Source organism: Achromobacter sp., from assembly GCF_036567245.1.
Classification (GTDB): Bacteria; Pseudomonadota; Gammaproteobacteria; order Burkholderiales; family Burkholderiaceae_B; genus Achromobacter.
The window spans coordinates 1-12,002 of sequence record NZ_DATCUY010000717.1; the positions used below are offsets into that span (position 1 = coordinate 1).

The 12,002-nt window shown below is 66.5% G+C and carries 11 protein-coding genes; all 11 read right to left on the minus strand.

The genetic code is table 11. The annotated features are described in order from the left end of the window. Positions 1-1,299: tryptophan--tRNA ligase (locus VIR09_RS31070; protein ID WP_332016367.1), on the minus strand; the 1,299-nt coding region annotated here is incomplete at its 3' end. Between the two features lie 56 nt (positions 1,300-1,355). Continuing rightward, a complete protein-coding gene (locus VIR09_RS31075; RefSeq protein WP_332016368.1) occupies positions 1,356-1,679 on the minus strand; it encodes a DUF3325 domain-containing protein in 324 nt (107 codons plus the stop codon). Beyond that, positions 1,676-3,328 carry a PepSY-associated TM helix domain-containing protein gene (locus tag VIR09_RS31080; RefSeq protein WP_332016369.1) on the minus strand — a complete coding sequence of 551 codons (1,653 nt, stop codon included), beginning with the start codon at positions 3,326-3,328 and terminating at the stop codon, positions 1,676-1,678. Before VIR09_RS31080 ends, VIR09_RS31075 begins: the two co-directional genes overlap by 4 nt. After that, positions 3,325-3,606 (minus strand): DUF3649 domain-containing protein, encoded by a 282-nt coding sequence (locus VIR09_RS31085; RefSeq protein ID WP_332016370.1) that lies wholly within the window; start codon positions 3,604-3,606, stop codon positions 3,325-3,327. The genes VIR09_RS31080 and VIR09_RS31085 overlap by 4 nt, the downstream gene beginning before the upstream one ends. Positions 3,607-3,629: 23 nt before the next feature. After that, entirely contained in the window at positions 3,630-4,262 is a 633-nt protein-coding gene (locus VIR09_RS31090) for a DUF4198 domain-containing protein (RefSeq protein WP_013392330.1), read from the minus strand. A gap of 105 nt (positions 4,263-4,367) precedes the next feature. Then, complete coding sequence (locus VIR09_RS31095) at positions 4,368-6,803, minus strand: TonB-dependent siderophore receptor (RefSeq protein ID WP_414639480.1); 2,436 nt, start codon at positions 6,801-6,803, stop codon at positions 4,368-4,370. Positions 6,804-6,960: 157 nt separating this feature from the next. Further along, complete coding sequence (locus VIR09_RS31100) at positions 6,961-7,905, minus strand: FecR domain-containing protein (RefSeq protein ID WP_332016371.1); 945 nt, start codon at positions 7,903-7,905, stop codon at positions 6,961-6,963. Then, the gene (locus tag VIR09_RS31105) at positions 7,898-8,431 is read right to left on the minus strand and encodes a sigma-70 family RNA polymerase sigma factor (protein WP_332016372.1); all 534 of its coding nucleotides are present in this window, start codon (positions 8,429-8,431) and stop codon (positions 7,898-7,900) included. Before VIR09_RS31105 ends, VIR09_RS31100 begins: the two co-directional genes overlap by 8 nt. Positions 8,432-8,541: 110 nt before the next feature. Beyond that, positions 8,542-9,633, minus strand: a complete 1,092-nt coding sequence (gene zapE, locus VIR09_RS31110; protein ID WP_207472985.1) for a cell division protein ZapE — start codon at positions 9,631-9,633, stop codon at positions 8,542-8,544. A 76-nt stretch (positions 9,634-9,709) separates the two neighbouring features. Further along, positions 9,710-11,137, minus strand: coding sequence for a dihydrolipoyl dehydrogenase (gene lpdA, locus VIR09_RS31115; protein WP_332016373.1), 1,428 nt, complete (start codon positions 11,135-11,137; stop codon positions 9,710-9,712). 120 nt (positions 11,138-11,257) lie between these two features. After that, positions 11,258-12,002, minus strand: a 745-nt coding sequence (odhB, locus tag VIR09_RS31120; RefSeq protein ID WP_332016374.1) for a 2-oxoglutarate dehydrogenase complex dihydrolipoyllysine-residue succinyltransferase, incomplete at its 5' end; no start/stop codon positions are given.

Consider the following 12,002-nt stretch of genomic DNA (forward strand, 5'->3'; position numbering starts at 1 on the left):
GGATGCGTCCTGCGCGCCCGCCGGCGCGGCCGCCACGGCCACGCCGTCGATCATCGCGGCATAGCCTTGCCCGTCGGCCTGCAACACGGCATCGGCCGGTTCCGACTGCAGGCGGCGCATCAGGGCCCCAGCCTCCTTCGGATCGGCGAAGCGCTGCGACAGCAGCAGTTCCTCGCCGTCGGCGGCCAACAGGCGGAAGCGGAAGCCGCCGTCTTCATCGCGGAAGCTGACAAAGCGCGCGCCCTTGCCCTTTTCCTTCTTGGGTTGCGCGGCCTTGGCGCCCGACGCGGCATCGAGGTTGCGCAGGCCCACGGCCTGGCGCAGCTCCTGCATGAACGGCGTGGCCAGCTTGCGCGCCTTGGCGGCGCCGGCCTGCAGGATGTCTTCGATGCGGCCGGGGTTGGCCATCAGGTCGAAGTACTTCTCGCGCATGGGCGCCAGCAGGTTTTCAAGGTGGTCGTACAGCGCCTGCTTGGCCTCGCCCCAGCCCATGCCCTCTTCCAGCTGCTTGCGCAAGGCAGCTGCCTGCTCGTGCGTGGCGAAGGCGCGGTAGATCGTGTACAGGTGCGAGTTCTCGGCATCCTTGGGCTCGCCCGGCGCGCGCGAATCCGTGACGATGCGCATCACCGCCGCGCGCAGCGCGCTGGCGCCGCCCTCGAACAGCGGAATGGTGTTGTTGTAGCTCTTGGACATCTTGCGGCCGTCCAGGCCCGGCAAGGTTGCCACGTCCTCTTCGATCACGACTTCCGGCAACGTGAAGTAATCGCGGCCGTACAGATGGTTGAAGCGCTGGGCGATGTCGCGCGCCATTTCCAGATGCTGGATCTGGTCGCGGCCGACCGGCACCTTGTTGGCGTTGAACATGACGATGTCCGCGGCCATCAGCACCGGATAGGAGAACAAGCCCATCGTGACGCCGTCGTCCGGGTCCAGACCCTTCTCCGTGTTCTGGTCCACCGACGCCTTGTACGCATGCGCCCGGTTCATCAGGCCTTTGGCCGTGACGCAGTTCAACAGCCAGGTCAGCTCGGGGATCTCGGGGATGTCCGACTGCCGGTAGAAGGTCACGCGTTCGTGGTCCAGGCCCACCGCCAGCCAGGTGGCGGCGATTTCCAGGCGCGAGCGCGCCACGCGGGCGGGGTCGTCGCACTTGATAAGGGCGTGGTAGTCCGCCATAAAGAAGAATGCGTCCACGCCGGGCTGCGCGCTGGCCTGAACGGCGGGACGGATGGCGCCCGCGTAATTGCCGAGGTGGGGAGTTCCAGAGGTGGTGATGCCGGTAAGGACGCGGGTATTCATGAGGCGAAGAGGCGTTTGCTGGGGGAAACGCCCAGTGTAACTTGCCGGGCGCGCGGCTACAGGACGGCCAGCACCGGCGCCGCCAGCGCACACAGGCCGCCAGCGGTCAGCGCGGCGCGGGGCCGGAACGTCAGGAACCAGATCAGCAGCAGTCCGGCAATGCTGAGGATGCCTATCCATTCGACCGTGCCATAGCTCCAGCCCCAGACTGCCGCCGACGCGCACAGGGACAGGGCCAACGCGATCCAGCCGAACAGGCGCAAAGGCAGTCGGTGGCGCCGCGGCAGGGCCCGGTCGAACAGGTCTTCGTAATGGCGGTCCATGCCCAGGCACAGGGCTGCAAAACCGGCGTAGGCCAGGCAGAAGGCGGCTAGCGTCATGGCGTATCACCTCTAGGTTCGTAGGCGGGCTGAACAGTCGGGGTCTGGGACTGGGCCGCGGGCTTGGCCGCGGCGCGGCTCTTGATTGACGCCTTGGCGCCCGCCTTGCCAGCGCGGGCTGCCCTACGCGCCATCCAGGCCAGCAGCAACGCCCCGGCCAGGCAGGTCAGGTCGAAACCCGCCATGACCCAGTCGCCCGTGGGCAGGGACACGCCCAGATGGCGCGAGGTCGTCAGGGCGTTGACCACCGGCACCAGCGCCAAGGCGGCGGCTGCGGCGGCCAGCAGGTCGCGCCACTTGCGGTGCTGGAACAGGAAGGCGTAGACCAGCGACAGGCCCCACGCAGCAAAGAACGCGCGCGATTCCCAGAGCTGTCTGCCAGGCAGGTCTACGGGCAGCAGGCGATTGGCCCAGAAAAACGCGGCGACCGAGATGAACAGGCCCGCGATCGTGCCGGCGTTGAGCGCATCCACCAGCCGCAGCGAGAACGCTTCACGTGCGCCCGGACGCGCCTTCTGGCGCCGCTTGGCAATCCACAGGACCATGCCCGTGCCGACCATGGCCGTGCCCGCCATGCTGACCAGGAAATAAAGCCAGCGCAAGAACGGCTCGGCAAACAGGCCCAGGTGCAGGCCGACGATGACGCCGGCAGTACGCGCCGTGGCGCCGAGGTCGTCCTCGCGTTCCTGCAGCGCGCCCGTGACGCCGTCAAAGCGCATGTACGGCGCCAGCTTGCCGAACGACACGCCGTCGGCGGCATCGCGCACCAGGGTCACGGTCGCGCCGGCATCGCCGGGATGATTGACGGTGACACGCCCCACCCGGCCTCCCTGCCAGTGCTGCTGCGCCTGCTCCACCAGCGGCGCGAGCGGAAGCAGCGGCGCGGGCTCGTTGCGCGCGGGCGTGATCCTGAAGGACTTGAAGACGTCGTCGGAATACTGCCGCGGGCTCTCGTAGACGGCCAGGATGCCCGCCGGCATCAGCATGGCCATGAACAGCACCAGCCCGCTGAATGTAATCATCAGATGGAACGGCAGCCCCAGCACCGACAAGGCGTTATGGCCGTCCATCCAGGCGCGTTGCCCGCCCTTTCTGGGCCGGAAGGTGAAGAAGTCGGTGAAGATCTTCTTGTGGGTGATGATGCCGCTGATGATGGCCACCAGCATGAACATGCCAGCGATGCTGGCCAGCCAGCGCCCCCATGGAAAGGCGGTTTCCAGTTCGAAATGGAAGCGGTAGAAAAAGTCGCCGCCGCGCGTCTCGCGCGCGGTCACGGCCTGGCCGTTAGCCGGGTCCAGCTTTACGCGCACGAAGCCGCGCTCGCCCGGCTTGGGCTTGGGCACCTGGTAGAGCAGTTGGATATAGGGCTCGCGGTCGGATGGCGGCGTGATGAACCAGCGCGTGGCGTCGGGCGCGTGTTCGCCCAGGTAGCGCTGCGCCGCGGCCACGGACTGCGCCGCGGGCGCAGGCCGCACCTGGATCTCGGGCTGCATCCAGCTGGTGATCTCGGGACGGAAGAATGCCAGCGTGCCGGTCAGGAACATCGCGAACAGCACCCAGCCGAAGATCAGCCCTGACCAGGTGTGCAACCAGGACATGGATTGGCGCAGGCCTTCCTCGCCCTGCGCCTTTTCCACTTTCGCCTTCATGCCGCCCCCGATGCGCGACCGACCATGAACAGCGCGCCCAGCAACATGGCGGGCAACAGCACGCCGGCCCAGGCACGCCAGGCATTGCGCGTGGCGAAGACCCAGATCACGCCGCAGGCGTAGAACACGAAGGACAGCATCTGGGCCGTGATCACGGCGTCCGGCCGCCGCATGGGCAGCCAGATGGCGAGGCAGGCCGCAGCCGCCGATGCCAGCACATAGCCGCCCAAAATGGCGGCCGCCGCCCTGGAAAAGACGGCCAGACGATAGCGCATCATGCCTGCGCCGGCAGCGGGAGCTTTCACTGGGAAACGTTAAAGGTCAGAGTGGAAACGTAGCGGATCTTGGCGTAGGCCTTGCCATCGGCCTCGCCCGCCTTGTCTTCGACATGGGCGGCTTCAAGCACGTACTGGCCGGGCCACGGCGTGGTGATTTCGATGCGGCCGTTCTCATCGCTGTGGAAGCGCTTCTCCCACTTGGGCGGGCCGAACACGGTGACTTCGGTCTTGGCCAGCGGCTTGCCCTTGAACTGCAGCACGAAAGCGTTGGTCCCGGCCGCGACCGGCACGAGCTCCAGGTCCAGCTTGCCCTCGGTGTCAGCGCGGCCAGCCTTGGCGCCGTACTGCACCAGGGTGTCCTTGAACTGGTAGGCCTGGCGCAGACGCACATCGCCCTTGCCCGCCGCCGCGAATTCGAGGAAGTCCGCGCCCTCGCCCGAAGCCTTCAGCGCCTTGCCGTCGGCGCCCGTCACCACCGGCGCCACCATGATCTTGCCGAGCAGGCCGTCGCGCTTTTCGCGCACGTCGTCCGCCCACTCCCCGAAATACGCCTTGGCCGGACCCTCGGCGCTGCGTTCCAGCCAAACGAAATGCGCCTGCGCGGCGCCCGCCGCGCCCATGAGGGCGATGGCGGCCAAGGTTCTTGCGAATGTCATTGTTGATTTCCTTTAGTCGGACCGGATCGGGCCAGCCCCGCGGCCAAGCGCCGATTCGGCAAGTTTTAAATTATAACCATTCTCACTTCGAAACAGCGGCACCTCTTACCAGCGATAGCGCAAGCTGGCCTTGATGGAGCGTTGATAGCCATACCAGCACCAGGAATCGCCCGAGCACGACGCGATGTATTCCTTGTCGAACAGGTTCTGCACATTCAGCGCCACTTGCATGCCCTTGAGCGAGGGTGATGCGCGGCCCAGGTCGTAATCCAGCATCAGGTCGAACAGCGTGACCGACGGCACCTTCAGGGTGTTGGTTTCGTTGCCGTATGAGGAACCGATATAGCGCACGCCGCCGCCCACGCCCATGCCCGCCAGCGGACCGTCCTGCAGTTGGTAGCGGGCCCAGGCGGACGCCTGCTGCGAAGGCACGCCCACCGGCGCCTTGCCCTTCAGGTTCAGGCCCGCTGCGTTGGCGTAGGCCTTGGAGTACTCGTTGTCCATCAAGGAATAGGCCGCAACCAGCGTCAACCCGCGCAGGGGCTCGGTCTTGGCTTCGAGTTCGATGCCCTGGGTGCGCAGCTCGCCCGCCTGGATCGAGCAGCGTCCGCCCGCCGTTCCGCAGATATGGGTCGGATCCGGATCGGTGGTCGTCATGTTCTCGCGGCGGATGTCGAACGCCGCGACCGACAGCAGCGTGGCGCTGCCCGGCGGCTGGTACTTGATGCCGACCTCGTACTGGTTGCCTTCGATCGGCTTGAAGGGCGTGTTCTGCCAACCCGTTCCCGATTGCGGCTCGAACGATTCCGAGTAGCTGAAGTAAGGCGCCACGCCATTGTCGAAGTTGTAGATCACCCCCAGGCGGCCGGAGAACTTCTCCGCGTTGAGCGAGGACGGCGCGACCCGCCCGGTGGCGATCGTGGTGGTCTCGCCCACGGTGCGCGACCAGTCATAGCGACCGCCCAGCAGCACCGAGAGGCGGTCGATCTTGATCTGGTCCTGGAAGTACAGGCCGGCCTGGTATTGCTTGGAAGTCGCGTCCGTGGAGAATGCCGGCGCCGGGATGTTCTGGTGGTTGTCCGGGTTCAGCAGATCCAGCGCGGGCGCGGTGCCAAAGCCGGACAGCGTGTCGGTCTTGACGTGCTGGTAGTCGAAGCCCAGCAGCGCGGTATGGGCGAAGCGGCCGGTGTTGAAGCGCGCCTGCAGATTGTTGTCCAGGGTCAGCGCGCCCACGTCCACGTCGGTCGCGATCGACGAACGCTGCTGGTAGCGGTAGGTCCTGTCGGTGTAGCCGTAGTTATTGGTCATCGCGCCGTAGATGCTGCGGTACTGCGCTTCCGAGCGCGTCCAGCGCAGGCTTTGCGAGGCCTTGAAGGTGTCGTTGAAGCGATGCTCCAGCACGTAACCCAGCGAATAGCTCTTGCGGTCGCTTTTTTCGAAGTTGGCGTCGCCGTCGTAGTAGTCCGCCGGCAGGCGGATGCCATCGGGCGCCGAGAGCAGCGTGCGCATCGCCGGCACGCTGCCGTAGGAGCCCATGTCGGGATCGCGCTGGAAGTTGGTCAGCACGGTCAGCGTGGTATCGCCGCTGGGCTTCCAGGTGAAGGCCGGCGACACGAAGTAGCGGCGCTCCTTGGTGTCCTTGACCTGGCCGTCGGACATATAGCCCGAGCCGACCAGGCGATACAGGAATTTGCCTTCCTCATCCACCGGACCGCCGAAATCGAAGTTGGCGCGGCGGTAGTCATAGTTGCCGACCTGCACCTCGACCTCGCGCAGCGTCTCTTCCAGCGGGCGCTTGCTGACCTGGTTGACCACGCCGCCCGGACCGCCCTGCCCGTACATGACGGAAGCCGGCCCCTTCAGCACGTCCACGCGCTCCAGGCGATAGGTGTCCACCTGCGGCAGGGCATCGCGGCCGCCGAATACCCGCAGGCCGTCCAGGTAGGACGATGCGGAAAAGCCGCGCACGCTGAACTGGTCCAGGCGCGTGGCGGTGGCGCCGCGCGATTCCGTGGCCACGCCCGCGGTGTAGCGCAGTACCTGGTTCAGCGTCTGCGCGCCCTGCTCCGTGATCTGCTCGCGCGTGACGACGGATATCGACTGCGGCGTTTCGATCAGCGGGGTGTCGGTCTTGGTGGCGCTGGCGCTCACCGCGGCCACATAGCCCACCGTCGTGATCGCGCTGTCGGACATGCCCGACACCGTCACCGGCGCCAGCGTGGGCGTGTCGCCCGCGGACGCAGCAACCTGCACCAGCGTCCAGGTATTGCCCGATTGCGCGCGCGCCTGCAGGCCGCTGCCCGCCAGGATGCGGGAGAATCCCGCGCCCACCGAGTATGCGCCCGTCAACCCTTCCGAGCGGCGTCCGCGCACCAGCGCGGGATCGAACGACAGGACCACGCCGGCGTTGCGCGCGAACTGCGTCAAGGCGTCGGCCAAGGGACCGGCGGCGATCTGGTAACTGCGTGGTGCGTTCGCGGTTGCCGGCGCCGACTGGGCCCAGGCCTGCGGCATGCCGGCGGCGAGCCCGCCCGCGCACATGGCGGCCAGCACGGCAATGCGGCCGGCGGACAAGGGGGCGCGCAAGCGCGAGTGAGATGAAGCGGACACAAAACTCTCCCTGTACGGTGGTATCTATCCCTGCCTTCCGTACGGGATCCGAAAACCTGCAAGCCGCAGGCCAAAAAATTTGTAACGCTCAAGCCTCGCGCGGACCGACCTGCAGCCAGTACTGCGTATGCCGCGTCACGCGGATGGGCAAGGCGGGCTCCAGCGCCTTGAGCGCGCGCTCGGCATCGTCCAGCGGGAACACGCCCGACAAGCGCAGGCCGGCCACCGCCGGATCCACCCGGATCATGCCCAGGCGCTGGCGGGCCAGGTACTGGGCGAAATAGTCCAGGCGCCAGTCCTTGGCCACCACCAGGCCGTCGGCCCAGGCCAGCCTGTCCGGGTCGGAGGCATGGCGGCCGACTTCGCCGTGTTCCGCGAATGCCAGGCGCTCGCCCGCCTCCGCGTGCGTCGCAACGCCGGCGCGCAGCAGCACGACGCTGCCTTCATACACGCCCACCCGCGCGCCTTCGTCGGTGCGCCGCAAGTCAAAGCGCGCTTGTTCCGCGCGCAGTTCGCCGTGCCCCGTGTCCACGCGCAGCGCCGCCATGGCGGGCCGCATCTCGGTCCGCACCAGCACTTCGCCACGCAGCAGGTCCATGCCGCGGGCACCGTCCTGCAAGTGCAGGCGCACCGCGCTGTCGCTGTTCAAGGTGATATGCAGCCCATCGGCCACCGCGACCGCCAGCCGCTCGCCGACGTCGGTGCTGAGGTCCGCAGCCAAGCGTTGCCACGGTGCATGGCGGTAGCCCGCCCAGCCGGTGACGGCCGTGCCGCCAATAGCCAGCAATCCGCGTAGCACCGCGCGGCGTCCATACGACCGAGGTGCGGATAGCGCGGAATGCGCCAGCGCGGCCGGCACGCGGCGCGCATCCTGACTGATGCGCTGCAAGCGATCCCAGGCCCGGCGGTGGGCGGGATCCTGCGCCAGCCATGCCTCGCACGACTGCCGCTCGCCCAGGCCAGCCAAACCGGACTGCAGCCGCACCCACCAGGCGATCGCCTGGTCCGCCACCGGATCCGCGGCGCTAGTCATCGAACGCCGCGTAGCACGCGGTCATGGCGCGCACCATGTACTGCTGCACGGAACTCAAGGAGATTTCGAGCCGACTGGCGATCTCGGGATAGGTCAGCCCGTCGAGCTGCGACAGCAGAAACGCGGCACGGGCCTTCGGCGGCAGTCCATCGAGCAGGCGGTCCAGCCGCGCCAGCGATTGCAGCTGCTCGGCCTGCTCTTCGGGAGATGGCGAATAGACCTCGGGAATGGCGGCCAGATAGGCAAGGTATGCCCGTTCCAGCGCTGCATGCCGCTGGTGGTCTACCACCAGGCCCTTCGCGATGGTGGTCAGCAGCGCGCGCGCTTCGCCCGCACGAACCGCCTTGCGGCCCTGGATCACCCGCAGGAACACGTCCTGCGCCAGGTCCTCCGCGCGATGCTCGCAGCCGAGCTTGCGGCGCAGCCAGCCGAACAGCCAGGGGCGGTGATCGCGATACAGACCATCGACGGGCGCAGCACAAGCGTCGGGGCGCGCGGCCGATGCGGACAGGAAGGGGGAGGACACGTTGGAAACTGCGGTGCTGGACCAGAAGTCTCCAAATCTTAATTGATAATGACTTGTATTACCAATTTCAAGCGCGATCCGCCCGGAAAACCCAGGCGGATGCGGCGCGCCTACAACGACACGGTGTGGCGGCGTTCCGACTCCAGGTACTCGCGCGATTGCATTTCCAGGATGCGCGATACGGTGCGGTGGAATTCATTGGCCAGCGCGCCCTCGGTGTAGATTTCCTCGGGCTCGCACTCGGCCGACATGATGAGCTTGATGCGGTGGTCGTAGAACACGTCGATCAGCCAGGTAAAGCGGCGCGCCTCGGAGGCCTGGCGCGGTCCCATGCGGGGCACGTCGGACAGGATCACGGCATGGAAGCGGTTGGCCAGTTCCAGGTAGTCGTTCTGCGAACGCGGGCCGCCGCAAAGCGTGGCGAAGTCGAACCACACCACCGATCCCGCCAGCGCCAGCGCGCGGATCTCGCGGTGCTCGATGTGCAGCACCGGATCCTGCGGCGGCGTGTCCGCCAGGCTGTTGAAGGCTTCCTGCAGCGCCTGCCGGGCATGTTCGTCCAGGGGCGTGTGATAACACTGCACCTGTTCCAGCGAGCGGCGGCGGTAATCCACGCCGGCATCCACGTTCATGATGTCCATGCGCGCCTGGATCAACTGGATGGCAGGCAGAATGCGGTCGCGGTGCAGGCCGTCCGGATACAGGGTAGAGGGTTCGTAGTTGGACGTCATCACGAAGGACGTGCCGTACTCGAACAGCTTGAACAGCAAACGGTGCAGGATCATCGCGTCGGCCACGTCGGACACGTGGAACTCGTCGAAGCAGATCAGGCGATAGCGCTTGGCCACGCGCCTGGCCACTTCGTCCAGCGGGTCCTGCATGCCCTTCACTTCTTCGAGTTCGCGGTGCACGCCGCGCATGAACTCGTGGAAGTGCAGGCGCGTCTTGCGCACCACGGGTACGGTGGCGTAGAAGGCGTCCATCAGGAAGCTCTTGCCCCGGCCCACTCCGCCCCACAGGTACACGCCGCGCGGCACATCGGGCCGGTTCAGCAGCTTCTTCAGTGCGTTCGAGCGCATCGACTTGAACTTGACCCATTCGTCGAAATAGCGCTGCAGCCGGTCGATCGCCTTTTTCTGGGCTTCGTCGGGCTGGTAGCCGCGTTCGGCCAGGGCGTGTTCGTAGTATTCGCTGACGTTCATGTGGGAGCAGGTAAAGCAGAATGAAAAAAGGGCGGATCCGTGAACCCGCCCCCGTCTTGCATCGGCTATGCGCGTATCAGAAGTTCAACGCGCGCTTGTCCACGGCCAATGCGGCTTCCTTCACGGCTTCCGACAGCGTCGGGTGCGCGTGGCAGATGCGGGCGATGTCTTCGGCGGCGCCACGGAATTCCATGATGGTCACGGCTTCCGAGATCAGTTCCGAGGCCATCGGGCCCACGATGTGCACGCCCAGGACCTCGTCGGTCTTGGCATCGGCGATCACCTTGGCAAAGCCGGTGGTGTCGCCCAGCGCGCGGGCGCGGCCGTTGGCCAGGAAGGGGAAGCTGCCGGCCTTGTACTCGCGGCCTTCGGCCTTGAGCTGCTGCTCGGTCTTGCCGACCCAGGCGATTTCCGGCGAGGTGTAGATCACCCACGGCACGGTGTCGAAGTTGACGTGGCCGTGCTGGCCGGCGATACGCTCGGCAACCGCCACGCCTTCTTCCTCGGCCTTGTGCGCCAGCATCGGGCCGCGCACCACGTCGCCCACCGCCCAGACGTTCGGCAGGTTGGTCTTGCAGTCGCCGTCCACGGCCACGAAGCCGCGCTCGTCGAGCTTCAGGCCCACGGCGTCGGCGTTCAGGCCGCCGGTGTAGGGCACGCGGCCGATCGAGACGATCAGCTTGTCGACCACCAGCTTCTGCTCGGCGCCCTTGGCGTCGACATAAGGCACGGTGACGGACTTGGCGGTCGCCTTGATCTCGCCGATCTTGACGCCCATCTGGATGTTCAGGCCTTGCTTGGTGAAGGCCTTCAGGGCTTCCTTGGCCACTTGACCGTCAGCGGCGACCAGGAATTCCGGCATCGCTTCCAGGATGGTGACTTCGGAACCCAGGCGGCGCCACACGCTGCCCATTTCCAGGCCGATCACGCCGGCGCCGATCACGCCCAGCGTCTTCGGCACGGCGCCGATGTTCAGCGCGCCGTCGTTGGACAGCACGACCTTTTCATCGAACGGCAGGCCGGGCAGCTCGCGCGCCGACGAACCGGTGGCGACCACCACGTGCTTGGCAACCAGGTCTTCCTCGGAGGTGCCGGTGACCTTGATGGACCAGCCGCCTTCGACCTGGCCGGCGAACGCGCCCTTGCCGTGGAAGAAGGTGACCTTGTTCTTCTTGAACAGGTACAGGATGCCGTCGTTGTTCTGCTTGACCACCGTGTTCTTGCGGCCGATCAGCGTGTCGAGCTTCAGGCTGACGCCCTTGACTTCGATGCCGTGGTCGGCGAAGTGGTGGTTCACTTGTTCGAAGTGCTCGGACGATTGCAGCAGCGCCTTGGACGGGATGCAGCCGACGTTGGTGCAGGTGCCGCCGGGGGCCGGGCCGCCTTGGCCGTTCTGCCAGGCGTCGATGCAAGCCACCGACATGCCGAGCTGCGCGGCGCGGATGGCGGCGATGTAGCCGCCGGGGCCCGCGCCGATGACGACGACGTCAAATTGTTTGGACATAGTGTTCTCGCGATGAGGTATTGAGTGGAACACGCCCCGCCCTGCGGGCCGGCAGCAAGCCGGCCGGGGCGCCGCAAGACCCTCTTGAGGTCGCTTGGGCGCCGGGCCGGGGCGTCGAGATTACAGGTCCAGCAACAGGCGCTGCGGATCTTCCAGGGCGTCCTTCATGGCGACCAGGCCCAGCACGGCTTCGCGGCCGTCGATGATGCGGTGGTCGTAGGACAGGGCCAGGTAGTTCATCGGGCGGATGACGATCTGGCCGTTTTCCACCACGGCGCGATCCTTGGTAGCGTGCACGCCCAAGATGGCCGATTGCGGCGGGTTGATGATCGGGGTCGACAGCATCGAACCGAACACGCCGCCGTTGGAGATCGAGAAGGTACCGCCGGTCATTTCTTCAATGCCCAGCTTGCCGTCAGCGGCGCGGCGGCCGAAGTCGGCGATGGTCTTTTCGATGTCGGCGATGGACAGCTGGTCGGCGTTGCGCAGGATCGGCACAACCAGGCCGCGCGGGCTGCCGACAGCGATGCCGATGTCGAAGTAGCCGTGGTAGATGATGTCCTTGCCGTCGATCGAGGCGTTGATCAGCGGGTACTTCTTCAGGGCGGCAACGGCGGCCTTGACGAAGAACGACATGAAGCCCAGCTTGATGCCGTGCTCTTTCTCGAACTTGTCCTTGTACTTGCTGCGCAGATCGATGACCGCTTGCATGTTCACTTCGTTGAACGTGGTCAGGATTGCGTTTTCCTGCTGCGATTGCAGCAGGCGCTCGGCGATGCGGGCGCGCAGGCGGCTCATCGGCACGCGCTGTTCCGGACGGCCGTCCAGCGACAGCGTCGGGGGAGCGACCGGAGCGGCGGCCTTG